The sequence below is a fragment of the Halobacillus sp. ABD4_316 genome, from assembly GCF_056161385.1.
In genome coordinates, this window is record NZ_JBSWZA010000003.1 from 508,943 (window position 1) to 534,318 (window position 25,376).

A 25,376-nucleotide genomic window follows, 5' to 3' on the forward strand; every position below is an offset into this window, starting at 1 on the left:
ATTACATCATGCCGCCCATTCATTGCATTTAAAAAATAATAAAGAATAAGATGCGAAAACCCCTATATAATTGGTTTTCCAGCTTTACTCTATTAGTATGAGTTTAAATAAGATATCAGTAATAATAAAGAAAATCCAGTCAATATCCAGTCGGGATTACTACCTAAAGCCAGCACCGAAACGACCTACAACTTAGAATGATGTTGGGGTACGGATGAAGTGTACAAATAAAATGATATTGAATCCTATTTAGTCAAGCTTTTATAGTATTAAGTACTTCCTTTATAAATGGAGATGAGGCAAAAATAATAGAGTTCCGCCTCATTTCTGCTCCAAGTGAGGTTCTGAAAGTTATGACGAGTTTCTTCATTTAATTAGAGAAGATAAATGCATGAAAAAACCCACTCATTAAATGAGTGGGTTTTGGATATTAACGTAGAAGTTGAAGAACTCCTTGTGGCATTTGGTTCGCTTTCGCAAGCATAGCTTGAGAAGCTTGAGACAAAATAGAAGACTTCGTTTGATTCATCATTTCTTTCGCCATATCAACGTCACGGATTCGCGATTCGGAAGCTGTAAGGTTCTCACTAGAAGTGTTTAAATTGTTAATTGTATGATCCAAACGATTCTGAGTGGCACCAAGCGAAGATCGTTGAGCAGAAACCTTCTGAATAGCTTCATCAATTACTGTAATAGCTACATTTGCTTGACCTTGATTACCAACTTGGAGACCTTTAACTCCTAATGCATCTGAACTCATGTCTTGTATAGCAAGATTAATATTTTGCCCAGTATTCGCACCAATTTGGAAAGTAGCCGATCCATCAGAGTGATCCTCAGTTGCCTGAGTAGTCTCAGAGAAACTGGATAGAGCATTAGAAGCGCCTGTTCTAACTTCACCACTAGAATCTTTCACAGTAACAGTCAGACCATGAATTGCTCCTGCATGGCCATTAGCACCCGCAGTAGCAGTTATTTCACCAGCTGAACCAGCAATTGCCACATTGGTGTCGTCGGTAGTGCCGTCAGATGTACCAATAGACGCCAGTGTTAAACTTCCGCTAGACCCGTCATCGTTTGTGAATGAGTTAGTAACAGTCTGCCCATTCATTACATAGGATACTTCTATCGTATCACCGATTTGAACACCTAAATTGTTACCATCTGAATCTGTTAGTGCTGTTAGGCTATCACCGACTGCTTGTGTAGCACCTAGTGAATTGTTAGTGTTTACATTTACACCTGCAACAGTTGTTTTATCCATAGAACCATCAAGTAAGTTTTTAGTATTAAATTGGGTTGTACCTGAAATACGATCAATTTCTTTACCTAACTGATCCATCTCATCCTGGATATTTTTACGATCTTCTGCAGTATTTGTGTCATTTGCTGCCTGAGTAGCTAACTCACGTTGACGTTGTAAAATTGAGTGAGTTTCATTTAACGCACCTTCAGCAGTCTGAATTAGAGAAATACCATCTTGAGAATTTCTAGATGCTTGGTCCAAACCACGGATCTGACCACGCATCTTCTCAGAAATCGCAAGACCAGCTGCATCATCAGAAGCATTGTTGATACGAAGACCAGAAGATAATTTCTCCATTGAATTGGACTGAGCATTGTTTGCTTGTCCTAGCTGACGGTAAGTATTTAACGCCGCGATGTTGTGATTAATTCTCATTAAAATAACCTCCATGTAATTGTTTTCTACATAGCCACATCCATTTGGCTACATAATCTATAATCACTCTATTTTATAGAGTCATTACCATTGAATATTTCATCACGATAGAAGTTAAAGGATTTATCTCCAGTGAGCTTCAATCGTAAATGTCCTTCTGGAGATTTAACCACTTCAATCTCGCAGAGTTCATCTTTGTGTTCTATAATTAATTTCTCCCCAGGCTTCCTGCCCAATACTAAAGCCATTAAGATCATCCTCCTTGATGCTTTCAATAATGATATCGGATTAAAAGTTTATATGTTTAGTGAATTTGTTTTAAAAATGAAATTCCCGAATATCTTTTTATGATATGAGAGTTGATGGTGAAGGGGAAATGTCCCTAAACGAAATAGACTTAGAATCCAATCCAAACTTAAATGATAAGTATGATTATCCGGTTGAATTTGATAAAAACACAAGAGTGTATCATATCGGTGTCAAGATGAATGGCAACCAGGCTAATAATGTATATGTAGTTGCTCAAGATGATTCAAAATTCTTTAATGACAACTTTAAAATAGTAGCTATGGAAATATTAAAAAGGATTGAATTTTAAACCTACATATAAATAATGATGAACATTAAATTAAAAAAGCCCAATAATTTTGCCAGGTTTTTTCTAATTTATTCAACATCGTATGGCTTATATACAATACTAGCTTTAATTTCTAGAGTAATGCTCTTTTACATATATGGAACAGACTTGTTCTAGATGAACAAGGTGACCCACCTACGCTCTCTATTAATTTTATGGGTGTAACTTTGGAATTCAGTGAATATGTGAGGAATTCGAGCTTAAAAGTGAAGATAAGATCGGTTTACATAAAATTTACAAAACAAATTTCGCAAAACATGACACCAAATGTCTCCTAACTAACGATTATAGAGTAAGGAGGCGAAATTAAATGAACACTACAATGAAAAAGCTGGACAAGTGGCAAGATGTATTAGTAAAGCAGGATTTGAACGATGAATTAAAGCAGGTCTTAAAAGAGATGCATATGTATCTTGGGGATCAGGATTATGAAATCAATCGATTGAAGGTGAAAATACTTACTTATGAGGGGTACTTAGAAGGTTTGGGGCAAGGAGAATTAATTATGGATGAGCTTTATATGGATGAGGACAAACACTAATTTAATACACCTGGCTCCGTCAAATTCGACGGAGCCAGGTGTAATTACAAACAAATCAAAGGCTTTTTCTTTCGAAATTCATGTCGTTACTTGGTTTTAACGACCAATGAACATGAGAAAACGGTATGCCGCCCATGGTTTCTTTTAAATAAATAAGGTATATTAATCTCCAAAATATTCGGTGCATAAAGCTTTAAAGGGGATCGGTTAGAATACCTTAACCTATGGAAGCTAACTGCTTATGAGAAACAGTATGTCAAAAAGTATGTCTATCACAAGCTATGATCTCCTGATTACATCTGAAAAACAATTATCGTTTACACTTCTGTCTCGTTTAGCCACTTCTGCATTAACAAACCTTTGTTTTTGTAGCACGTTTTCGGGGGTGATTTCATTGAGTGAGTTAATTTCTTCATCAAGGATATCTCCTGGTAAGTAGTCTGATAGATATGGACTAGTGAGAGCTAAGCACAAAGTTCTTTCGTTAGTTGATGGAATATATAAAACACCTCTCTTCTCATTACTTTGTATTGCGTGAACTTCAATTTTATGGTCGTCATTGATTCCACCACATACAATAAACGAGGGACCTAGTTTACTCCACTTTATCGCTTCCTCAGATGTAGTTGATTTTTTATAGATTTGGTAAGCTAATGATTTCAAATCATAATTCTCACCAATATTATTTTCAGGTATGTCTTTTAATAAATCTTTTCTCCACTCATCAGTTCCTGTATAAGCCACAAACTGATCCTTGCTAATTTTATAAAACTTCGGAGTCTCTTCACTTCTAACAAACTCTCTAAGAATAGTAAATTTTCCATCTATATACTTTCCTTCAGTTCGAATTATTAAACCGTCTGACATACAAGTTATAAATTCCGGATTAATCACTATTGATACGAAACTCATCAACTTTCCCACCTTTAAAATACTTGTATTGTAAGTTGCAAAATTTACGACATTTTGGAATTGAGCTAAACAAAGAGATATTCATTCAAAAATTGAAGAGAAAATAAAAGAACATCTATCTGCAATTTTGGATTATCTCCTTATATCCTTTAGCCATTTTTTTTCTCAGACTAAAAATATATTTATATTCAATCGGTTTAGTATAATTACCCGTATTTTTGTGCAAAGGATGTGAAATATCACATTCCAACCTTTTTTCATGCACTTCCTTACACAAGTCCCAAAGTGTTGGATATTTATTTTTGAATTTTTTATTATTTGGATTTAATACACTTCCTATTCGTCCCAGATTGTAACCTCCAATACTACCATCTTTCTCAAATAAACTCTCCAATAATATATCGTGAAAGACGTCTAAAATATTTACAAAAGCAGACATATCATTTTGAACATATCCATAAGCACGTGCAATTTTATTTTCAGCTTGCGTATGTTGTTTAGGTCCAAAAAATCTCTTCCAATTCATATCAGGGAGCTTTTCTTTGCAAATAAGGCTTAAGTACTCTCCGATTATACTTGGGGTAGAAGCTGACCTCTTTATTACCCCCACTGACTTCAATGCCTTTTGAGCAATGTAGTTTGATGATGTGAAAGAATTTTCTGAGGATATATCTAAAAGAATATATTCTCTAGCAGCAGATAGTGCAACATCTACTGAATCATCTTCTAACAAGATATTAAGTAACTCAATATACGAAGGTTCCCCCAAGAAATCTTTATTAATTGAGTTAATTAAAGCTTTTAAAACCCACCAGCTTTTTTCAGTATTTAGTATTTCTTTTATTTCATCATACTTAAAGTAGTGGTCTTCTAATAGAATTGATAAAATTGTAAGCCTATAATATGGATCTTTAATTTCTTCGGTTTGCAATCTATTTTTAGCGAACTCTACTAACATCCTTTGATTTTTTTCAGAAATGTTGTTATGAACTGAAGCAAGTAATCGTCCATTAATCACTTGATATACTTCGGGACCTTCCAAGTATTTCAAAATTTCTAGAAACACTTTATCTGAAACTTTTCTATTATAATTTCTAAAATAATTAGATACTTCGTTATATAAAAAAGGTTGGTGATATAATAATTCAATTAATTGCTTCGAGATAGTATATTTAGGTTTAACATAAGGTAGAAAGATCTTAAAAGAGGTTACGTCAGAGAGCTCATTTTTTCGTATTATCTTTTTTAATTCTTTTTCTGCATTGTAAGGACTAATTTTCCCATCATTCTTTCTAACCTTAGCAAATGGTTCACTTAGATTCTTGATTTCTTCATTTATATCTTTAATTTTATGTATATTAATTTTAGAAGACTGAGGTAATAAACCAATTCTTTTCGAATAATAGTCTAACCTAACTAAACTTTTCCTTAAGTTAACTTCATCATTTGCCATTAGTTTTATATCATCAACATAACGAAAATATTTCACACCACTTTCAAATTTCTTGTATTTATACTTATTGTCAATATAAGAAATAACTACTTCTGATATAAGTCCTGAACTCAATGGACCTTGTGGCAACCCTGTTCCTTGAATAAAAGACCCATCTGCTGTCCATATAGACATATAATTAAGAAACCTATCAATGAACTCTTTATCGATTCCATACCCTGACAAAAAATTACCTAATATAGTATGATCGATACTGTCATAAAAAGCTGTAATATCAAAAGATGCTATGTATTTATTTCCATCATGAAATGCTTCTATAATATTACGGTTCATTAGCCTATAGCTATCTATCCATTTACGATAAAAGAAGCTGTTACTTTTAGTAGAATATAGATTTCCATAAACAATTTTATTGTAGTTTTTACGATTCTCTTTTTTATGATACTCAGCTACTACATTGGTAAAGGCTTGATATACAATCTGATCCTCTATAGGTAATAAAGATATAGGTCGTAAAATACCACTTTTTTTAGGAATATAAACTCTTTCCGGCTTACTAGGCTGGAATGTATTGTTTCTTACTCTATTTCGGAGATCCTTTAAATTTTCTTGCTTCGAAAAAGAATATGCTTGATATAAATCTCTAAAATAATTCTTATATCGGTGGTCACTACTAGAATTAATCCATCTCCACGCTCTTTCGAAGTTTCCAGATTGCACCACACTATTCAGATCATTCTTCATAAACCTCACCCATTATTAATATATCATAATCACCCCGTTATATCCTTTTTTATCCAACTATACACGTGTTATCTATATTATGAGGTCAATTGATCCTTTAATTTGTACTCGATAAAAAATAAAAAAAGCACGCTTAAACCTTTTTGGATTAAATGTACTTTTTTGGGGCGTTGCCCATTCACTATATTGAAAAGTATAAGCTATAAAAACCCCTAAATAATCGGCTTTCCAAACGAAACGACCTACAACTTAGAAGGCTGATGGAGCGTGTAATATTGCACAATTTGAGGACTAACAAAACACTTTTAATTCAATGTTCTATGATTAAAACAAAATTAAACAAATGAAATCGCGCCAGCAATAATGAAATTCTGCCCCATTTACTGACCCAATGAGGCTATGATCTTAAATTCCAAGCTTCTTCATTCTAAGATCATGACCTATTTTATTTATAATGCTATTAATTAACTCTTTCCCTTGTTCCCCAGATAAACCCTCGCAAGTGTGCCTACTACAACCGCTCCGACAGTTGCAGCTCCAACCCCGTTTTTTTTCAAACCACTTCCAACGCATTTTGAACAATATAGCCCAAAAGAAATCATATTAATACAATCTCCATTATTACACTTGTTCATTATTGAATTGCATTTCTGACATTGATTTTTTTTATTGTCATTTGACACAAAAGTGGTCTGTTGTTGGCATTTGGGACAATTAGCAATCATAAACGTCATCCCCACCCTCTTTTAATAAAATCTCACGAGGTAAATCAAAAATAATCTTCGGACCGTTAAGCAATTGTTGTTTTATTTGAGCAGTTTTGTTTATACCATTAATTTCCTTGTCATTTGCAATTTTGACCGCTTCTTTTATTGGAATTTGTCGGTTTTCAATTAACGGCAATATGTTTTCTACCCTTCTTTGAGAATCAACACTGTCATCATTGATATCCAAAAGAAAAACTAGCTTTTTAAATAGTTCATGCGATGAATAATCCACAAACTCCTCCACTCTGTTGTAATATTTTTTTGCCTTTTCATACCCTTCTATAACCTGATAGCAACTTCCTAATAATGTTTCAGCCTGAATGTAACAATCTATAAGAAATCCATATTCTTCAAGTAGCTCTCTAATATCTTTTATGAAATCTTCATTGTATTCACCTTTATTTTTACCAAACCATGTGAACATGCTCTCCTTGAAAGATGTCAACACACTTAGAGTTATTTTTTTAGAAATAACACTTTCAATAGATAACCTGAAATACTTTGATTGTTTACCTATTTCAAATATTGCTTGGTTTATCCTACCTAAGGCGTTCTTATCTGGTAGCTCTATAAGTGCATGATTAACCATCTCTGTTGCAGATTGCAAAGCTGCAATTTTTTCACGCCAACTATTTTCTATTAATGTGTCTATTTTTTCATCAAGCACATCTATTTTTTTACTGATATCGGCCAACTGTGCTTGGCCAGATACCGAGCATATTGCCTTAGTAACATTCGAAAGACTCATAGCTGCATTTGAAGGATCTTTCTTATTGACATCTAAAGGTAATTCAGATTTCTGGAGTGTAATCTTTCCAGCATAGCGATTAGTTTTTGCATTTCGCAAGTCGACAGAACAACCATCCCAAACCAATTTACCTGAATCAATTCCCTCCTGCAGATCCGGTCGTAAAACAACCTTAAATAACTCAGTAGCATCTTCACTTGCCCTGATTAATTCTTGTGATGTTGGATTGTTTTGTATCCCTTTTAATACGGTATCTAATAATGAGTTTGGTATAGAAATTGGTTCAGAACGCTTACTTTCCCTTTCTTCAGAGTGAATAACCAGATCACCTTCAACTTCTATTAAATCGTGGTTCTCCATTACGTCATCCCCCCGTATTTATAGACATTTCTATTCTTAATATTACTATAACTTATTTAAATCCAACTGAATCTCTCAACCTCTATAATGAGCTAGACACACCCACACCAAAAAAAAGCAGAGATCTCCAGAAAATTTAGTGCACTGATTCTCTAAGCCAATCTTTAGAGACAAGGAACCAATTAATTTACTTTTGATAATGCCAATTTTCAATAACATCTATGTTAATATTATACAATTATGTTTACATCATTTCCTTAATTATCTAACAATTTTCTTTTAAATCAATCAACCTACCTACCAAACCTCCCATATTCCTTTTCAAACCCAAGAACCACCGTCCCCATCAGGCCATTCTGCTGCTTCCTCAGAAACACCTCCACCGCATCACTCCACGCCTGCGTATAATAATGATAATCGGGGACGGTAATGAGTTACCTTGCAAATATTTAAAATAAAGATTTTTCTTCTTGTGATAGGTCAGATCCGCTTTTGTCTCTTCACATTCTCATGGCCCATTCATCAGAATGTGCTCCATTTGACCTTTATATAAAAACCATTCAATTAAAATTTTTATATACCTTCTAAAGAAAAACACTTCACCATAAAAAAATGGCGAGCAAATTTGCTCGCCATTTTCTATCGAATGGGGGTGATGTAATACATATGCCACCCATTCTCTGTACACACAAAATACATGAATATAAGAATGGAATGTATCTATTTAATTAGTATTTTACCTTTAATAATCTATTAGTTAAATACAGTTTCGTTAAAGCTCTCGCGAAAGTCTTGTTTTAAATATTTATCATTAGAATAAAACTTCACACCAAGAAGCCTTACTTCTTCATTCTCCGTTAAAACCTCAACATCGGTTCTCGAAGATAAAGAAGTCAAGAAATCTTCTTTCCACTGGTCCTGTAACCGTAGATGATCTCCCTTTGGCTCAAGAAAGATTTGATACGTATATTCCTCATCCTGAAGATAAAGAAGAAAATCCGGCATAAATCCACGAGTGCCATTAATTTCAACAATTTTCACTTTACGTTCATTTCTTATCAAAAATACTTCTTGATATTTTTCTTTCAGCTGCTCAATGTAATCATTAATGAAATCAATGAAAGAACTTTCCAAATTATTAACGATCGCTTTATCATAGATATACCAATGGTTATCACGCATACTTCTTGGCTGGACGGCTTCATTAATGTTAGATATTTTTTCATTCACCTTATTTAGTTCAATGTAATAATCATTGATCAATTCTGGCATAGATACCCCTTCAAAAACTGGCGTTCCACGTTCTTTCATGTAATTTGAACGGATTTTTTTCTCTACATAATCCATATATTTCTCAACCATTTTAAGTTTTGCTAAAGGCTTTAAATGCTCCATCTCAACTCCCAAAGGAAGAGAAACATAAAAGGTGAGACTGCCTAAAAATTCAGGACTTTCAATAAAGTTTTTCATGCTGTTTAAAGCAGGGACATAGTGCTTGAAATTCTCAAAGTGGAAGAAAGGCTTTCTTTGAATAGCTTTCTGAATAAACATTCGATCCACGACCCAAGTTCGTTCGTGTTTCTGACCTGTAATAATCTGTTGTTTTTTCTTGCCATAATGTTGTTCAACCGTTACTTCATAAGGTATTTCATAATCGGTGGTCACATTATATTTATTCAAAGATTTGTAATCGTCAGCTGTTGTTTTTTCCAATTTATTGATATAAATTTTACCGTTTCTGAAAATCGGATGCTTCTTAAACGAAGATTTGACTTTGGCTTCTAACCGATCGTATTCATCCTCTTTGACCTGAATACTCGCAGACTCTAGGGACTTCTCTAGATTCTTAATATAAGCATTATCATTGATAGTATGGTAATGAAGACTTTCAATCACTTTTAAGTCGGTTTGTAATCGATCGAACCTGCGTGTGTATGAACGTTCCTCTTTATATTCAAAAGGGTAATACCTTGCTCCTCGCCCGATCAATTGTGCTTCGCTGTCTGTCGTAGTTTTAGTCGAACTAGCCCCTTCACTGATTCGTACGATGTCAAACAGATTCAATACGTCCCAACCTTCGTTAAGTTTGGCCACCGCGAAAATAGCACGGATAGGGTTATTCTGATCTTCCAGTGTGTTTAATAACAAAGCATTATCTTCTGATAGAAAAGTTTTGTCATTGGCATTAAGAATTGTTTCTTCTGTGAAGTCCCACTGTAATTCACGGATCACCTCTTCAAGATGTTGTTCCTTATAGAATTGGAACATCTTACTCCAAATACTGTTCTCATGCTTATAAATCGAATAGCCAAGATCAATGACCCGCGATAATTCCTGAAGGGTTAATCCGTGGACCATATTGAGAAGTTTTTCATTGGCTGCGAGAGACGTGGCGATCTTATTCGATTTAAACAAGATGATAGGCTTTAATTCTACCCCCTGTTCTTTGGCCACATATTTCCGATATTGGCTTAAAAGGATACCATTTAACATTTTGTTCTCGTCTTCTTCATCGGCTCGAAGCAAAACAACGTTTTTCGAATAACCATCTTCCATAAACCGCCGTAAATCATATTGATACACAATCTTATCTTTGTACTTCTCAAATAGTACATCTTGATTCAAATTAACAGTAGCCGTATATTCCAATAATCGGTTCGATGGATGTAGTTTTAATAATGTGCTAACAGTGTTTTCCCATGTTTTCTCTTCAGCTTCCTTTGTATTTAGCTTCCGTTTGTCTCGCCTCGTCCATGCATTGATATGGTGTGCTTCATCAGCAAGCAATACCAGTTTCATATTTTCCAAGGATTCATACGTCAATGAATTTTCCTTTGGCTCCGTTAAATCCCCATGAAGCTTCTGTATGGTTGTCAATTTTAGATAAATAGTATTAAGGTCAGGAAAAGCCGGAAATACATCGACAACTTGGATAGAAATGCGTTGACCATCAATGACAATGCCCTCTTTCCGGAACAGATACTTCGCAGACTGGTCATTCGTCAGATTATCATAGGTTTTTCGAATAATGGCATCACTATTTACAAAGAAGATAAAGTTTTGCTGATCCTGTTCCTTGAAGAGATATAGAATGGTTGCAGCTAACACCAATGTTTTCCCCGATCCGGTAGCCATATGGAACAAAAGATGGTTGAATGACATGTCGGCACTATCCAATGCTTGCGTATAAATCAATTGGCGCAAGGCTTGTTCCTGGTATCCTCTTAACGAGTGACTTAAGTTATCCTCGATATAGTCGGGAACCTCTGGAGGGGTAACAAACAAGGAGTTGAACTGATCTTCTATTCTTCGGTGAAGAATTTCATTACTCATTCGTAGCACCTTCTTTTTGATAGAAGGAATGATTAAATGCTTTTACTGCATCAGAAATATCATATTGACTGTCTTCGATTTCCGAATAATTCAGGTATAGTTGATTCATGTCCAGCACCTGAATGAGTACATTCTTCTGATCCCCTAAGGACAACCCTTGGAAGTTCTCATTGTTCGAAGTTACCTTTTCCAAATCCACCTTAAAGTTCAAATAGGCTGCTTTTTTCATAAGCTCAATAACAATTTCTAACTCATCAGAACTTTGGCAATCCTGAATCTCATGAAGAAACTTTTCGTTTAAGCTATACAACTCTGCATAAACGAAGCTTCCTCCACCTTCCCATTCCACTTCTCTAGATATCCCACCTGGTTCCCCTTTAATGACTTTTTCCATACGATCTAAAATCGTGCTATCTATGTAGTCCATTTGTTCAACACCCACATATTGTCGATTCATTTTGTGTGCAACAGAAATTGTAGTTCCACTTCCGCCAAAGAAATCCATAATTATATCACCATCAGCTGATCCTAATTTTAGTATTTTCTTTATCAATTTTTCGGGTTTAGGAGTTGAGAACCACTCCTCCTTATTTTTATCTGGAAACAATTTCTTTTGTTCATACTTAGCTTGCCTATTATGACCAGTTTCATCTAAGTCATTCCACAGAGAAGAAGCAGGAACTCCTTTTTGTTCATTTTTATAGGTTCTTCTTCTGATATTTGTATAATCATCATTAAACCTTATTTCCCCCGTACTCATCTTTTCTTGAAGAGTCTTTTCTGACCATCTCCACCCATAAGCTGGTGGTTTTATTACATTTCCATTAGGGGCTACAATTTCATACCGTAAATTCGGTCTAGGATTCGGCGAAGAAATAGGATTACCATCAAACCACGGACCTCTTGGATCATTATCTGGATTCGTATAATGTTTAGATTGTTCCTCACTTAATTCTAGCTTGTTTGGGCGCCAGTCTTCTTTTTTGGAATAAACTAAGACATAATTATGATCGTTTGAAAACTTCTTTGCATCATTATTACTGTTATCACTTGAACGCCAAACGATTGAACCCACAAAATTACTTCTACCAAAAATTTCATCGCAGATTACCTTTAGGTAATGACCCTCATCATCATCAATATTTATCCATATACTTCCATCATCACTCAATAATGACCTGCTGATTTCCAACCTATTTTTCATGAATGTTAACCAAGTTGAGTGATTAAATCTATCATTATACTTAAAGCTGTCGCCCCCAGTATTATAAGGGGGGTCTATATAAATTAATTTGATCTGACCTGCAAATTGTTCCTTCAAAGAATGTAATGCAATTAAGTTATTCCCTTTTAATATTAAATTATCTGTATTGTTAAAGTTTCCAACTTCATTTTTTCCATTTTCATCATATTTCTTCATGTGTGCTATTACCTTGGGGGATAACAGGGTATCAATTTCTTCTTTTGCAATCACATTATGGTAATATATCTCTTTCTTACTTACATCTTCTTTAGTCATCCCACCTTCAAGGACTGAATCTTTATGAGGAAAATCAATAACTACATCCGTGTTGTATTTTAAATATTTCCCTTCACTTGTAAGGCCGATTTCATTTGTGTACTTTGTGTAACTGTTGTCCCAATAATTTTTATAACGTAGCATGCTAATAAAATCCTCTGTCTTAAATACCAGACCTGCCGACAATTCAATTGAGTATGTACTATTAATCAGATCATTTGATAAAAGCGCCTCAATAATGGTTTCATTATAGGACCTTACATCTTCTATTAACTTGTTCTTCAAAAGTGTATCTTTATCCCAATACTTAGGAAAGCCACTTAAGACCTTATGTATTTCCTTAAATAATTTAGTTTCCATAATCTCTATCCCTTCCAAATTCCATCTCAATTTCATGCTGAATTTTATACACCGTATTACGAGACACTCCTGTTTTACGGTGTATATTCATAACTGATTCCTTCTCTTTTAATAACCGGACCACTTCATCATAGATAATTTTGTCTTTTCCACTTGCTCCTTTATGGTAACGTTTCTTTCCACCTTTGAATACGCCTTTCCTTTTGGCTATTTCAATACCTTCCCGTTGCCGTTCTTTGATCATTTTCCTTTCAAACTCTGCCGTGGCAGAAAAAATGGACACAATTAAATCACTATACGGATTATCTTCTCGTGTGTCTATACGCTCTTTTAAGGTGACCAAACCAGCTTTCTTTTCTCGCAATTCCTGAATCACCTGTAGGATGTGAATTTGTGATCGACCAAAGCGAGTTAAGTCATGACAAACAACCACATCGTTTTTCCGTATGTACTGTAAAAGCTTTTCAAATTCCGGCCGTGCCATCACACCACTTTGTTTTTCAATTATGATATCTTCACAACCATAAGATTCTAAATCCTTAAGTTGGCGATCTAAATTATGTTCACTCGAACTAACCCTGGCATAACCAAATATCATGAAATCCCCTTCATGTGTGAACAACCCTGATTAAACATTTTCACCTTCGATATTACAGAGTTTTATGTTGTGTGTACAGGGTGTAATCTGAACAACTTCAAGTGGAAATTATGAATGCTAAATTTCTTAACAAAAAAAAGAACCATACAAAAAACATGGTCCAATTCACTAGCTTATAAAGAGAATAAGAAATTCTCCTAGTACTATAGTTTTTTATCCCAATCCTTAACAAAACCAATGTGGTGAAATTCAATTACATTGTCATATTCTTCTAATAATGCATTGATTTGAGTATAAAAGTTCACCCACATCGACTCAGGCCAACATAATCTCTTGATAATATAAACAGTAGCCAGCAACTTATCGTTTCTAAACTTGGCTTCCTTAAATAATTTAGCTTTAACTGTAAGCTTTTTGTTATAGATACGAGCATAATGCGCACAATTATTTCTAACAAAAGTTAATACATGGAGCCAGTTTTCTAAATATTTAAACGGGATACCATAATGCTTAGAAATAACTTTTTTATCTTCCATTTTCATATTTTTAAAGAACTTAGAAAGCATTCCCATAGAAAAAAGTTCAATTGCAACCCAAATTGGAAATTGACTATCATACTTTCTGGTATGATGTGCCACAAAATGTTCTTTACTTTTTCTGATTTGATCTTCAAGTTCAGAAATAAACCCTGTATGCATGAAAGTATCAGCAAAATGGTTTGGATCTCTGTATCCCATTTCTCCATACTTATGGGACATATGATATGCAATTTGAGTTCTCATAACTATTTCTATTTGCTCAATGTTTTGTAATAACAAATTACGAAGTTTTCGATCAAATTCGTACAGTTCATATATATTATTAAATGTGACTCCTTCTTTAAAATATTCACCTTTTTTCAAAGTTAACATATAACCTGATAATCTGTAATAACTTAGGTTACTCAAGGTACTTAATGCGGCATCTTCATCATCAATAATTAGATTTCTACTTTTTAAGATATCTAGCTGTTCTTTAAACTCTTTTGGTTTCTTTAAATCAATTTCCATTTTTTTACATCCTTAAATAAAAAAAGTCTCACCCTGGTCCGCATTAGAGAGGCGTGGTGAGTTCTGTTAATATTATGGTACTAATATCGCTTCCGATTGTCAATCTTTTTTAGCTCGTTTTCTTTGTCAACTTAGGTTCTTTCTTTGTAATACTTTGTTTTATATTGTCTTCCGTGCTTTAGGTCGTCATTCCAATCTTTACATTTTGGCAAATCCATATTAGAAATATTTTTGGGTAGCAACTTATTAAATTTGCTTGCAAACTCCCTCCCGGCATTATCATTATCCGTACAAAAAGTTATCTGCTTCACCTTATGACCTTCCTTGCCCATCCGCTTTATTTCATCAATCATAGTCTGCCTCTTAAGCCCAGACATGGAAACTAACCGAGTGTTCTGTAACTTCTCTTTCTTAATACTCCAATAAGACAACACATCAATCGGACTTTCAAACAGATAAATGGAATTCGGATTACCAATATCAATCGAAAATCCAGCCGAACCATGGCTGTTCCTATCAATCCCTTTAAACATTCTCCCATCTTTCATTGGTGAAGTACCTCGTCGATCTGCTCCAACGATCTCTTCCTGCTGCTTCCACTTAAATATTACATTCCCGAGCTTGTCTTGTGCGATTAAGTCCTTTTTATCAAGCCAATTAACAATCTTAAGGTGAATTTTCCGTTCGTTCGTAAGATAATTCTTAGCCTTTGCCCTATCGTTCACTTCATACTGGAAAGGATATTGATAGGGTTCCTTAGGCTTTTGCTCTTGGGCAATGTCTTTCACTTTATAACCTTGTGCATTCAGATCCAGAACAGCTTCTGGAAAGCTCATCCCATAAAACATTTTGGCAAAGTTAATAACCCCAGCTCCTTTTTCGTCTCTGGAATTCCAGGCATACATTTGGTCTTTAATCACTAAGCTGTCATGCACTTGATGTCGGTAATACCGCCCCTCTTTTTCCACTGGCTCGCCTTTACGCTCCAGATAATCTATCAGATCTACATTACGAGCAACCTCCACTTGGTTCGCGCTTACATGTTTAGCCATGCAGCACTTCCTCCTCTCTAAATTTAGATATAAAAAAGACAGGAAGAAATTCTCCCTGTCTATCGTTCAACTTCTACTTTTTCTTTTTGCTGAGAAGCTTCATTACTACCCTTTCCATTCTTCACTTCCAAAGTGGTGCTTTCTTTTTCATTTTCTTCATGGAATTCTCGGTCTAGCTTACTTTCAATTTGAGATAGTCGCTGCTCACCACGGTCAGTCAAAGGCAGCTCTTTTAATTCTTGAAGGGATTCTTTCTTAAGCTGGTAGACCTCTTCTTTACTATGAGTCTCCTGAAAAGCACGCATCTGATTTAAACGTTCTTGCCGGTCATTGTTTTCTTCTTTATCCAATTCTTTTCCGACGGTTGGTTCAATAAAGTTCATGAGCTCTTTTTTATAAGCATCTTTGAAGTCTTGATGAGAATATGCCTCTTCAGTTTTTTCATCCTTAACAAAAGGCCCGCTATCCTTATCAGCCTTGCTCACCTGGCTTCGGTACATCTCCCGAAGCTTTTCTGATGGTAATATCTCTCTTTCTTGTTTCTCCTCTTCCATTTCATATTTTTGCTCTTTAACACTCATGTCTTTCTCCCCTTCCTTTTCTTGGCCCATAGATTCTTCAATGGTTGTAATAAATTCTTTAGCTGTTGACTGAACCTCTTGTAATAAGCATTCATAGTCTTTAAATTCATGATCTTTGGTCCAGTGATGCAAATAGTCTAATGAATAGTCACTTGTATCAATATTGAAATAAGAGGCAACGGTATAAGCTGTCATTTCCGCCTGAAATTCTTTCTCCGGTTTGGTGTAGTCATTGATGTTTTCCTTTGTATGAAGTTTGGCATGAGTCAGTTCATGCAACAGAGTCTTTGTATCTTGTCGCTCAGAGTTACGCGGATTAAGAGCTACTTCATTTCGACCGGTGTAACTGACTCCTTTCGCTGCTCCTAACTCTTCATAAGGCTCTATAATTTGAATATTGTTTTTATCAGCTATAGCCTCCATCCCTTGTCGAAGCTGAGTGTAGTTTTCCACCTCCCCATCGATCCATTTGTTAGGGAAGATTTGAGGCAAGTCTTTTTGAGTTGCTGTTGTCTGCGAAACATCGAACACACTTCCTGTAGAATAAACAAGACGGCCATCTCGTTTATCGAGTTGGCCGTCTTTGACTTGTTGCTTTTCTATTTTCGTCGCATATTTCAAAGGTTTCCATTCGCCATCTTCATCTTGAAACTGTTGGCCTAACCGGTTAGGTACGAGAACCTTTAGACTTTTCTCTCCTTTGTTTACGGAGAACCCTTTGTCTTTCCAGAAGGCGTAAGAACCTACAGCTTCTGCTCCTGGAAACTGTGAATCAATTAATGCAGTATTCCGTGGAGAATACCGGTGGAACTTTCCCATAAAGTCTAGATACTCTTTCATTTGTTTAGGAGAATGAAAGTGCTTAGAAATACTTTCTTCCATCCCCTCTGTCAGTCGATTAATCTCCTCTTTAACCTTTTCCGGTGATTTCTGTTTATAGGATCGTTTAGTCTTCGCCATGGTCCTCAACTCCCTCACTAATGTTCATGAGTTCTTCCATTTCTTCCTCATCGTAATTAGATTCTGTATTTAATATCAGTTCCTTTGTTTTCTTATGAAAAGGAATGAGTAGGTTCTCTTGATTCACTAAATGCTGCTCAAGATCATCCATTTCCTCATCACTTAACGTTAAGGTATATTCCTCTTGGCCCACGTCCATCACGAGCTCATTATTTTCACTCAAACGCTTAAACACACCTACTTCATAATTGCTATTAAACAAAAGCATTCGCTCCACTCCTTTGTTGGATAATTTCTCATTCTTACCATTAGCTTGATGCTGGTTGAGTCTCTGTTGCGCTTATTCTTTTCTGACGCTGATGACTGATCCTTTCTTCGACCGCTTCCTTCGCATCCTTCATCGCTTGACTCTCAAAGATCGGTGTCGTAACACAGCTTTCTAAGTTTTGGTCCATCGCAAAACCATTCATTAATTCAAGGAGTACCTGCGTATTTTTATCGCTTCGATTGGCTGCTAACTGCAGTCGTTTCATCTCTTCAGAAAACACTTCTTGAAAACGTTGAGCCATTAAACTCATTACATATTCCTGAGAGTTATCCTTCGATTTTTGCGTTTCCCACTCTTCAATCATTCGATCTAAGGCTTCACCAGGATAACGAATATGATGTTGTTCCTGATACGCTTTAATTAACGCTATCGTCTCTTCATGAAGCGTAACATTTTGACGCCTTCCCATTTGTATTCCCTACCTTCCTCTTTCGATTTCTCGTTCCAACTTCTGATGATCCAAGTCATTGATAAACTGGTCATACGTTTCCCCCATTGAACGTTGAATGCTTCTCAAAGAACGTTGCAATTGAATCCCTGAAGGCATGGACTTATAAGGGGCATTTGTATTAGAAGTTTGACTAGGATACTTCTGACGATCGTACCGTTTCATCTCCAGTAAGAAAGCATTGCCCATTCGTTTATAGAGGTCATCCAACTTGTTTTGTTTGTAATGCTGATATCGCTTCTTATCCTTAGGTCCACATCCATAGGCTTGTTTTAATTCGTTGACTTCTTGATCCAATTTTTCATGTAGCTGGTTCATATCTTTGGCGTGATACTTATCTAAATACCTTGTTGTTAGTTCATCAATCTTCGGTCGAATATGATTCAGCGTTTGATAGCCATAGTTCCACTGTCGCTTATCCTTAGGTAAGTGATTATATACTTCAAGAAACAAAGGTTTCATTTCTCTATTGCTCCATCTCATGCTGCTATTCTGTTTCTTTGCATTCACCATATGGTCACGGATCAAGGAGTTGATTTGATTTCGTTCTTGCGTTCGATCTAACAATCCATTGACCACTTCACTTTTCATCGCGTCTAGCGTTTTCGGCTTTCGCTTTCCACGTTCACGAGTCGGGTTTGGTTCGACTGTGGCCACATGAATATGAATGTTATCGGTGTTATAGTGAACGGCTGCCGACCAGACAGCACTTTCTTGTAATCCCTCTTTTTTCATCATGGCCTCCATGGATTTTCTTGTTACTTGCTTCAAAGCATCTTCATCTAAGGTGTGGGTCTTTGAATCATAAACACCTCGTTTTTGAAGCCAATCATTATCAAAGGTAATGACGTCCTGCCACATGATACTTTTTTTCTTTTGAGCTTGTTCAAACAAAGATTTAATGCCCTGTTTTCCTTCCACCGATAAACGATCCGATTGCTGAGTAAACAAGGCAGATGTTTTATCCGGATCGTCCATATAGTGATTATATAAACTAAACATGGACCGATAAGCATCCCCCTTTCCTTTGGCCTCTTCACGATCTACGTATTGCACATAATCTTGGAATCCTTTTTTATTTGCGGTCACGAATTTTGTTTTTAAAACCACTCCAGGTGTTACGGTTTCACTCATGCTTCTTCACCTGGTTCTTCAATCTGTAAGAGATCATTCATTTCTCGAATCGCTGTATAACAATGAGCCATCGTTTGAATGTTGCGATCGACTAATTGCTGGAGTCTTTGTTCACGATTGTTCTCTTCTCGATAGACAGCTAACTGTTGCAACTGAGCATGTAAAAACTCCTGCCGACTTAACCCTTTTTCTTCCGCAAGTTCGTCAATTCGTTGAACAGTTTTTGGATCCATATAACGAATTCTTACTTCCATTATCATCACTCCTTTAAATGAAGTTCCTAAAACTAGTGAATAAAGAGAAGAGCATAAGGGGTTTTTGTTCCCACTTGGCGTGTGAATCCCGGCAGAGCCGGGCAAAACGAGGGAACAAGAAAATCTCCAGATGTGCGGTCGCTGTGCGGCTAAAACAGGAACAATCATTCGTGTATTCACCTTGATGTGTGGTCCCTGCACAGGAGATGTGTGGTCCGTGTGTTGACCTTTTTCACAACCTAAACCCCTTTTCAGTTCGAAATCATCTCCCGTTTCTCTTCCAACATCTCAACTTTTTCAACGATGGTTTGGATAGTTAGTTCATGTTCAGCTGCCTCTTGATTGATTTGATCTTTTTCATTTTCTAAATGGTTAATTCTAGCCTCTGTTTGTTTTTTCTCTTCCTCCGTTTCGTAAAGAAGCTCTGATTCTAATTCAACGATTTTTTGATCAACTTCTTTGATTCGTTCATTGATCGTTTGAATACTTTCCTTCTTCTCTTTCATTGTTTCTTTCGCCTCTTCGATCTCTTCAGATACAGCAGCAACTTCATATTCTTGCTCCGTTAAAATGTTTAATTGTTTGTCCATTTCCACTTTACGTTGATCTGTATAAATACGTGCCAGCTCTTTCTTTTCCTCACCCCCTTTCAGGGAATTTTGATCATTCTTTTCAGGAAATAGCATGGCGTTTTCTTCCTTAATAACATCGAGTGCCATGACATCAAAGGAAGGACTTACCTGGTGGATACTAATGACATATCTGCTTTCATCGTTGTACTCTACGTGCGTTGGAAGATCGCGTTTTGGATGTTCTTTTTCCTGAGCCGTAAAGCTCAAGGATTCATCTAATAAAGCTGTTGATTTATTGATTTTTATGGTGACAACCATCAGCTTTTTCGTTGGATTATAAACCCAGTCCTTAATCGTAAGTTCATCTGATCCTTGTAAGTTCAGAGGTTCATTGACAGGCGTTTGTTGAACTTTCCTCTGATCTTCATCACCAAATATAAAACCAGAAAACAAGAAAAAAAGAAGCGCCATAGCCATGACGCTTAGTCCAATAAGATATTTTTTTGAGGTTCCTTCCGTGATGTGTTTCGTTTGTTTCTTCATGAATAGCCCTCCTCTTCGACGTCTTGAAAATCTGTTATCATCCAGTGCCCTTCTTCTCTATGAGCATTTATTCTGAGAAACACAGGAGACACCTGTTTTTGATCACTCTGCAAAGAATAGAGTGTGTGTTTAAACTTAACTAATACGCTAGCTTGATTGTTTGTGAGATTGCCCGTTTTGATGAATATTTCTACTTCATCCACCTCCGTTTTCCTGTCTCCTTTATAGGTCTCTGTAGGAAAGAAGGTTGAAGCTAAATCGTTGCTCATCACCTTGTGAGCTTCTTTTTTCCTTTCTTGATAGGTCTCTTTATCCTGTTTAAAAGCAACCTCTATAAACGTAGAAATCTGCTTCACTAAAGCGTCATATCTCGCTTGAATGTCAGCAGGTTCCTGTTTTTGTACCGTCATCTCTAATTCAGTTTTTTCTTCCATAATCTTTTCGCTTTTCACTTCCAACTCGTGCAAGTCTTCCTGCCGCTCTTCATTCGATGTCGTGTAAGCAGCATATATATTAACCGATGTGAGTACGATTAACAGTGCGACAAACATCCCAAAAAGTACGCGTCTATTCATCCATGTTCTCCCTTCTTAAAGACCAAGATACGGGGCAGGATCTACGTCAGAACGGTATTGGCTTTTGGTCCTAACTTCGAAATGTAAATGCGGACCTGTAGAGTTTCCTGTCGAACCACACTTGCCTACTTTTGTTCCTTTTTGAATCATCTCCCCGTTTTGTACACTTATCGTATACAGATGAGCATAGTGACTATAAAGTCCCTCTTCATGTTTCACAAGAACGTTATTTCCATATCCAGAGTTTTTTCTTACCACCTCAACCACTTGACCGTTATCTACGCTTTGTATAGGCGTTACGGCGTTCGTACAAGCAAAATCGATACCTCTATGCATGTCCGGTGTTCCATCAAAGGGATCTGAGCGCATTCCGTAATCAGATGTTTGTGTAAATGCTCCTTCAATGGGCATCACCCAATCTCCCGTTGGTTGTAAATCTGCTTCAATAACTCCGCCTTTAAGGTAACTTAAAACGGCCTCAACATAGCCAATATCCCCATAACAAGCTCCTGTTTCTGCCGACTCAGGTCGAATGCAGGAATACATACCTGTATGCTTCAATTCCTGGTACTTCATTCTTGAAAATTCGATCGCTAACTCTTTGCTGTATTCTCCATTGTTGTGTTCGTTTGCGTAATTAATGAACCCTCCACCGAAGTTATAAGCTTGGAGGGTTAGCTTAATATCTCCCCCTGCTTTCTCCAGCATTTCAGAGAAGTATCGGATCCCGACATTAATACTTCTTTCAGGATCTTCTATCGTGTTTGGAGGTAGACCGAGTGACTCACTTGCTTGCATCACATCATCAAGACGTCCACCAGATTCCTGCATCGTTTTGGCCAAGAGAAGCTCCACATACTTGGACACCCCATACTTTTCAGCATATTCTTCAAACAGAGGACGGTACTCTTCTAGTGCAGCTGAAACTTGCGCTGTTCCATTTACCACATCAACGGACCTCACATCCTCACTGGAGGAAGACTTTTGATAACCAATCAACCCTGTAATGACTGAAGCATACAAAAGCATTTGTAGAAGGAAAAGAACTACCAGAATACCAATCAACCAAAGCCATACTTTCCGAGGGACTAACCCCAGGAGAAGGGACCAAGACATCTTTATGCACCTCCTCCAAACAAGGCTAATTCTTCGTCCGATACCTCTACCTTGAAACGAATGTTTTCAACCGCACGGATGCTTAACATCGTCTCTCCTGTTTGTAGGTAAGGGATATCTTTTAATTCACTTTGGCTTAATTGCCCCATGAATATTTGCTGCATCATCTCTAAGTTGTTACTATCTTGCTGCATAATAATTTTGTATTGGGTCAGTTCAAAAAGCTTCTTTATTTCCTCTACCATACTCTGATCCGAACCCTCAGGAACAAAATCACGAATGGTGTGACTGGCATAGAGAAGAGCACCAAAATACTTCCTGGCCTCTCGGCTGAACTTTGTAAGAAAATCAAGAGCACTCTCACTTTTCTTCTTTGTATTAATGATGTGGTGAGCTTCATCCATCAAGATGAGATATCGTACAGCGTCTTCAAAAGCTAATTCTCCTCGATTATAAGCATCAAACTGAGGTGAACCGTTCGTTAGCATGGAGTCCCATAGGAGGTTGAGTACATTAAACAATTGCGCTTGGAAAACCTCTGCCCTCATTTGAGATAGGCCTCTAAGGGTAAAAGTAACGACCTGTTGCTCATCAAAGTGTTCAATGGTTGATACTCCATTGAAGAGATGCGCGTAAGTCTCTACAAGGTTACGAATGTTTAATTCGATGCTTTCCAGGCGTCGTTTCCTTTCCTGACTCAACTTCTCCTTTTGCTTCCCTTCCTTGATATTTTCATAGAGTTGTTCTTCGATAAAGGCAAGAAAATCGGTGAAGATAGGGTACTCATGGACAGAAAGTTCGGTTATATTTGATTTTGAATCATCGTTCCATAAGCCAAGCTTTTCATAGAGCTTTCTTAATAGATTTTCATATTCTTTCAATTCACTATCATTCGCTTCAGGTGCTAAGAATTTATAGAATGTCGTCAATTTGGATAAATGCTGAGTAAAGGACGTATATTCGTCCTCTGCCGTTCGATACACCTGCAAAGGGTTGATGACCCCATCTGAACCATCGAGAGCAATCTGCTTCCCACCTAAAGCTTCCGTTAACTCCACAAATTCTCCTGTGACATCAAACGTCCGGACCTTATATCCTTTAATCGCATTATCCAGCATAATTTTCTTAAGCGTAGTAGATTTTCCTGCCCCCATCGCTCCGACCATGACTCCGTTATAACTCTTACGCTGCTGATCTCTATGAAAAAGATCAAAGACGACGTTTCCTCCGGTGAGTGTCGTGCCATAGAATGTACCGTAAGGATCGTTTAAGCTAGTAAAATGAAAAGGAAAGCCACCTGCTAACCCTAGTGCGGGTATCGGATGACCTTCCCTCTTGTTTCGATAAGTGGATTGTTCTGTATAATTCGTGAGTATTGATTTCCACTCAAATTCCTGTTCGTTTAAGAAGATGGATCCTCGAAAATTCTCGTCCTGTAAAGTCGATAAGACATCTTTCACTTTGTCTTCCAGCTCTTCTCTTGTTGGTGCACTTACATAATGCCTAAGATGAACACGCTTTATGATTTCTCCTTCTTCAGAGACCTGATTATATAGCTGCCGCAAGTCATCGTAGTTATTTTGCGCTTCAATAATGCCTGCATTATCTTTTTCATTAATCATTCTGGAACTCTGTTCAGCCATCCCTTTGTTTAATCCATCTCGGACTTTGTAACGATCGTCAGAGACAATATCCATCGTAGTAATGACATTCTCCATATTGAAAATAGGCTCTAACCAAAAGTCTGAAACATTTTTAGGGAAGGAATAGACATGGACACAAACTTCATAACCGTCTCCTTTCCGGGTAAAGGTTTCGTGAAATTTAATTCCTCCTTGCGGTTGGATATGGGCCAGTAAGAAAGGGTTATATCCTTTTTCTTGTGTTTCTTCGGCATCACTTTTCTTTTTTAGAAATGAGAACATTCCTTAACCCCTCTTTTCTAATTTAGAATTTTGATTGTATAGCTTATAGAGCAAATCAAGCTTCTTTTCATCGGTTAACTCAATGACCGGAGCAACTCGTCCAAGATAACGCCGACAATTGTTTCTATACTCAGCAAGCTGTTTAAGGCTAGTCGCGTATATATATAAATAAAATTCTCTATTCGTCCGGTAGGTCTCTAAAAAATGCAGCTCCTCTCTTTTTCTAATTAAAAAGCGCTCATACAGAGGAGCTTTGTTTTGAGCAATCTTGTAATTAATCGCATCCAGTTGTTTTTTCATATTAACCGGAAAATTCATAGATACGATCTTGATATCCGGCGCATATGATTGAAAGAACTTAGCCATCTTCATGATGTCGTATTCGGTTTCCTGGGTAGATGGAGAATAAATATCTTTACTCTGAAGTTGTACCACGTCCATATAGCCCCCATCTCCTTTTAATTGAAAGGATCCTTCCTCGGTCATGTCTTGAATGGGAAGAACCTCAGCTATGGACGGAATGGCCACCTCTCTCCTTTTCTTTTTAACTTTCGACCTTTGCTGCTTCTTGTTTTTCTCAGTAGTTTTTCGTTCATCAAAAAGAGCCATTTTTTCGGAACTGTCTTCTTTAAAGAAAGGGTGGTCTTTCTTATTCTTCTTCATTTAAAGGCCTCCCCCATTTTTCTTTCCTGCTACTTCATGAATCAGGTCAAAAAATACGCCGACCGTCTCATGCTCCCATCCAGACAACCACCGAATCTTCCGTGCTTCTATTTGTGTTAAGTCTCGTCCAAGCTGTTCTTCAAGAAGTGCCTTAAACTTTTGAAACACGTATTCTTCATCATTTAACTCTTCATATTTGATCCCCATTCCTACCATCCTCCCCTTCTTTTTTATCGATGGAACAATAAGCAATTCGGTCCCTTGTGACAGCTAAGAACAAGGCTTTGACCATACGCAGCTTTGGGTTCGTTTTGGGTCGAATCAACCAAGCAACCATCAATAAGATCCAAAAGATGGCATAGTACCAAACGAAAGAAGAATGAACGACATACCGGAATGTAAAACCTATGCCACCCAGGATGAGAACCACAAGTAAGTCTGTAAGGTAAAATAGACGGTTAATCTTCAACTCACTTCCAATTTCGGATGGAATCTTGTATTGCAATAAAAACACTCCTTCATA

The 25,376-nt window shown here is 36.7% G+C and carries 24 protein-coding genes; 2 read left to right on the forward strand and 22 right to left on the reverse strand.

The window, feature by feature from the left end; translation table 11 throughout:
- Positions 1-430: 430 nt before the first annotated feature.
- Both ACXAJH_RS14955 and ACXAJH_RS14960 read right to left on the reverse strand, forming a co-directional pair.
- Positions 431-1,681 (reverse strand): flagellin N-terminal helical domain-containing protein, encoded by a 1,251-nt coding sequence (locus tag ACXAJH_RS14955; protein ID WP_474994420.1) that lies wholly within the window; start codon positions 1,679-1,681, stop codon positions 431-433.
- A gap of 68 nt (positions 1,682-1,749) precedes the next feature.
- The gene (locus ACXAJH_RS14960; protein ID WP_474994421.1) at positions 1,750-1,929 is read right to left on the reverse strand and encodes a carbon storage regulator; all 180 of its coding nucleotides are present in this window, start codon (positions 1,927-1,929) and stop codon (positions 1,750-1,752) included.
- Between the two features lie 128 nt (positions 1,930-2,057).
- Between ACXAJH_RS14960 and ACXAJH_RS14965 the strand changes: the two genes are divergently transcribed.
- Together ACXAJH_RS14965 and ACXAJH_RS14970 are read left to right on the forward strand one after the other, a co-directional pair.
- Positions 2,058-2,279 carry a hypothetical protein gene (locus tag ACXAJH_RS14965; RefSeq protein WP_474994423.1) on the forward strand — a complete coding sequence of 74 codons (222 nt, stop codon included), beginning with the start codon at positions 2,058-2,060 and terminating at the stop codon, positions 2,277-2,279.
- Positions 2,280-2,628: 349 nt separating this feature from the next.
- Positions 2,629-2,859 (forward strand): hypothetical protein, encoded by a 231-nt coding sequence (locus ACXAJH_RS14970; protein WP_474994425.1) that lies wholly within the window; start codon positions 2,629-2,631, stop codon positions 2,857-2,859.
- A gap of 279 nt (positions 2,860-3,138) precedes the next feature.
- Here ACXAJH_RS14970 and ACXAJH_RS14975 read toward each other — a convergent pair whose 3' ends face one another.
- The 20 genes from ACXAJH_RS14975 to ACXAJH_RS15070 all read right to left on the reverse strand — a co-directional run bounded on the left by ACXAJH_RS14975 (position 3,139) and on the right by ACXAJH_RS15070 (position 25,367).
- On the reverse strand, positions 3,139-3,771 hold the full coding sequence (locus tag ACXAJH_RS14975; protein WP_474994426.1) for a hypothetical protein: 633 nt from the start codon (positions 3,769-3,771) through the stop codon (positions 3,139-3,141).
- Positions 3,772-3,886: 115 nt separating this feature from the next.
- A complete protein-coding gene (locus ACXAJH_RS14980; RefSeq protein ID WP_474994428.1) occupies positions 3,887-5,968 on the reverse strand; it encodes a reverse transcriptase domain-containing protein in 2,082 nt (693 codons plus the stop codon).
- Between the two features lie 714 nt (positions 5,969-6,682).
- Positions 6,683-7,843, reverse strand: a complete 1,161-nt coding sequence (locus ACXAJH_RS14985) for a hypothetical protein (RefSeq protein WP_474994430.1) — start codon at positions 7,841-7,843, stop codon at positions 6,683-6,685.
- A 753-nt stretch (positions 7,844-8,596) separates the two neighbouring features.
- The gene (locus tag ACXAJH_RS14990; RefSeq protein ID WP_474994432.1) at positions 8,597-11,176 is read right to left on the reverse strand and encodes a DEAD/DEAH box helicase family protein; all 2,580 of its coding nucleotides are present in this window, start codon (positions 11,174-11,176) and stop codon (positions 8,597-8,599) included.
- A complete protein-coding gene (locus ACXAJH_RS14995; RefSeq protein ID WP_474994434.1) occupies positions 11,169-13,055 on the reverse strand; it encodes a DNA methyltransferase in 1,887 nt (628 codons plus the stop codon). The genes ACXAJH_RS14990 and ACXAJH_RS14995 overlap by 8 nt, the downstream gene beginning before the upstream one ends.
- Positions 13,045-13,653 carry a recombinase family protein gene (locus tag ACXAJH_RS15000; RefSeq protein WP_474994436.1) on the reverse strand — a complete coding sequence of 203 codons (609 nt, stop codon included), beginning with the start codon at positions 13,651-13,653 and terminating at the stop codon, positions 13,045-13,047. The genes ACXAJH_RS14995 and ACXAJH_RS15000 overlap by 11 nt, the downstream gene beginning before the upstream one ends.
- 203 nt (positions 13,654-13,856) lie before the next feature.
- Positions 13,857-14,702 carry an Abi family protein gene (locus ACXAJH_RS15005; protein WP_474994438.1) on the reverse strand — a complete coding sequence of 282 codons (846 nt, stop codon included), beginning with the start codon at positions 14,700-14,702 and terminating at the stop codon, positions 13,857-13,859.
- A gap of 131 nt (positions 14,703-14,833) precedes the next feature.
- Positions 14,834-15,754 carry a toprim domain-containing protein gene (locus ACXAJH_RS15010; RefSeq protein ID WP_474994439.1) on the reverse strand — a complete coding sequence of 307 codons (921 nt, stop codon included), beginning with the start codon at positions 15,752-15,754 and terminating at the stop codon, positions 14,834-14,836.
- 59 nt (positions 15,755-15,813) lie between these two features.
- Positions 15,814-17,295: an ImmA/IrrE family metallo-endopeptidase gene (locus ACXAJH_RS15015; RefSeq protein ID WP_474994441.1), complete on the reverse strand. Its 1,482-nt coding sequence runs from the start codon at positions 17,293-17,295 to the stop codon at positions 15,814-15,816.
- Positions 17,282-17,563, reverse strand: coding sequence for a hypothetical protein (locus tag ACXAJH_RS15020; protein ID WP_474994442.1), 282 nt, complete (start codon positions 17,561-17,563; stop codon positions 17,282-17,284). Before ACXAJH_RS15020 ends, ACXAJH_RS15015 begins: the two co-directional genes overlap by 14 nt.
- A 40-nt stretch (positions 17,564-17,603) precedes the next feature.
- Entirely contained in the window at positions 17,604-18,032 is a 429-nt protein-coding gene (locus ACXAJH_RS15025; protein ID WP_474994444.1) for a hypothetical protein, read from the reverse strand.
- A 9-nt stretch (positions 18,033-18,041) separates the two neighbouring features.
- Complete coding sequence (gene mobP2 / locus ACXAJH_RS15030; RefSeq protein WP_474994445.1) at positions 18,042-19,205, reverse strand: MobP2 family relaxase; 1,164 nt, start codon at positions 19,203-19,205, stop codon at positions 18,042-18,044.
- Complete coding sequence (locus ACXAJH_RS15035; protein ID WP_474994446.1) at positions 19,202-19,459, reverse strand: hypothetical protein; 258 nt, start codon at positions 19,457-19,459, stop codon at positions 19,202-19,204. Before ACXAJH_RS15035 ends, mobP2 begins: the two co-directional genes overlap by 4 nt.
- Positions 19,460-19,710: 251 nt before the next feature.
- Entirely contained in the window at positions 19,711-20,574 is an 864-nt protein-coding gene (locus tag ACXAJH_RS15040) for a hypothetical protein (protein ID WP_474994447.1), read from the reverse strand.
- Entirely contained in the window at positions 20,571-21,149 is a 579-nt protein-coding gene (locus ACXAJH_RS15045; protein WP_474994448.1) for a hypothetical protein, read from the reverse strand. Before ACXAJH_RS15045 ends, ACXAJH_RS15040 begins: the two co-directional genes overlap by 4 nt.
- Before the next feature lie 15 nt (positions 21,150-21,164).
- Entirely contained in the window at positions 21,165-22,265 is a 1,101-nt protein-coding gene (locus ACXAJH_RS15050; RefSeq protein WP_474994450.1) for a lysozyme family protein, read from the reverse strand.
- Positions 22,266-22,267: 2 nt separating this feature from the next.
- On the reverse strand, positions 22,268-24,190 hold the full coding sequence (locus ACXAJH_RS15055; RefSeq protein ID WP_474994452.1) for a VirB4 family type IV secretion system protein: 1,923 nt from the start codon (positions 24,188-24,190) through the stop codon (positions 22,268-22,270).
- 3 nt (positions 24,191-24,193) lie between these two features.
- On the reverse strand, positions 24,194-24,853 hold the full coding sequence (locus ACXAJH_RS15060; protein WP_474994453.1) for a hypothetical protein: 660 nt from the start codon (positions 24,851-24,853) through the stop codon (positions 24,194-24,196).
- Positions 24,854-25,060, reverse strand: coding sequence for a hypothetical protein (locus ACXAJH_RS15065; RefSeq protein ID WP_474994455.1), 207 nt, complete (start codon positions 25,058-25,060; stop codon positions 24,854-24,856).
- A complete protein-coding gene (locus ACXAJH_RS15070; RefSeq protein ID WP_474994456.1) occupies positions 25,044-25,367 on the reverse strand; it encodes a DUF5592 family protein in 324 nt (107 codons plus the stop codon). The genes ACXAJH_RS15065 and ACXAJH_RS15070 overlap by 17 nt, the downstream gene beginning before the upstream one ends.
- Positions 25,368-25,376 lie beyond the last annotated feature (9 nt).

Coding starts and splice junctions, on each gene's coding strand:
- ACXAJH_RS14955 (WP_474994420.1), bottom strand. CDS start 1,681: ATGAGAATTAATCACAACATCGCGGCGTTAAATACTTACCGTCAGCTA.
- ACXAJH_RS14960 (WP_474994421.1), bottom strand. CDS start 1,929: ATGGCTTTAGTATTGGGCAGGAAGCCTGGGGAGAAATTAATTATAGAA.
- ACXAJH_RS14965 (WP_474994423.1), top strand. CDS start 2,058: ATGTCCCTAAACGAAATAGACTTAGAATCCAATCCAAACTTAAATGAT.
- ACXAJH_RS14970 (WP_474994425.1), top strand. CDS start 2,629: ATGAACACTACAATGAAAAAGCTGGACAAGTGGCAAGATGTATTAGTA.
- ACXAJH_RS14975 (WP_474994426.1), bottom strand. CDS start 3,771: ATGAGTTTCGTATCAATAGTGATTAATCCGGAATTTATAACTTGTATG.
- ACXAJH_RS14980 (WP_474994428.1), bottom strand. CDS start 5,968: ATGAAGAATGATCTGAATAGTGTGGTGCAATCTGGAAACTTCGAAAGA.
- ACXAJH_RS14985 (WP_474994430.1), bottom strand. CDS start 7,843: ATGGAGAACCACGATTTAATAGAAGTTGAAGGTGATCTGGTTATTCAC.
- ACXAJH_RS14990 (WP_474994432.1), bottom strand. CDS start 11,176: ATGAGTAATGAAATTCTTCACCGAAGAATAGAAGATCAGTTCAACTCC.
- ACXAJH_RS14995 (WP_474994434.1), bottom strand. CDS start 13,055: ATGGAAACTAAATTATTTAAGGAAATACATAAGGTCTTAAGTGGCTTT.
- ACXAJH_RS15000 (WP_474994436.1), bottom strand. CDS start 13,653: ATGATATTTGGTTATGCCAGGGTTAGTTCGAGTGAACATAATTTAGAT.
- ACXAJH_RS15005 (WP_474994438.1), bottom strand. CDS start 14,702: ATGGAAATTGATTTAAAGAAACCAAAAGAGTTTAAAGAACAGCTAGAT.
- ACXAJH_RS15010 (WP_474994439.1), bottom strand. CDS start 15,754: ATGGCTAAACATGTAAGCGCGAACCAAGTGGAGGTTGCTCGTAATGTA.
- ACXAJH_RS15015 (WP_474994441.1), bottom strand. CDS start 17,295: ATGGCGAAGACTAAACGATCCTATAAACAGAAATCACCGGAAAAGGTT.
- ACXAJH_RS15020 (WP_474994442.1), bottom strand. CDS start 17,563: ATGCTTTTGTTTAATAGCAATTATGAAGTAGGTGTGTTTAAGCGTTTG.
- ACXAJH_RS15025 (WP_474994444.1), bottom strand. CDS start 18,032: ATGGGAAGGCGTCAAAATGTTACGCTTCATGAAGAGACGATAGCGTTA.
- mobP2 (WP_474994445.1), bottom strand. CDS start 19,205: ATGAGTGAAACCGTAACACCTGGAGTGGTTTTAAAAACAAAATTCGTG.
- ACXAJH_RS15035 (WP_474994446.1), bottom strand. CDS start 19,459: ATGGAAGTAAGAATTCGTTATATGGATCCAAAAACTGTTCAACGAATT.
- ACXAJH_RS15040 (WP_474994447.1), bottom strand. CDS start 20,574: ATGAAGAAACAAACGAAACACATCACGGAAGGAACCTCAAAAAAATAT.
- ACXAJH_RS15045 (WP_474994448.1), bottom strand. CDS start 21,149: ATGAATAGACGCGTACTTTTTGGGATGTTTGTCGCACTGTTAATCGTA.
- ACXAJH_RS15050 (WP_474994450.1), bottom strand. CDS start 22,265: ATGTCTTGGTCCCTTCTCCTGGGGTTAGTCCCTCGGAAAGTATGGCTT.
- ACXAJH_RS15055 (WP_474994452.1), bottom strand. CDS start 24,190: ATGTTCTCATTTCTAAAAAAGAAAAGTGATGCCGAAGAAACACAAGAA.
- ACXAJH_RS15060 (WP_474994453.1), bottom strand. CDS start 24,853: ATGAAGAAGAATAAGAAAGACCACCCTTTCTTTAAAGAAGACAGTTCC.
- ACXAJH_RS15065 (WP_474994455.1), bottom strand. CDS start 25,060: ATGGGGATCAAATATGAAGAGTTAAATGATGAAGAATACGTGTTTCAA.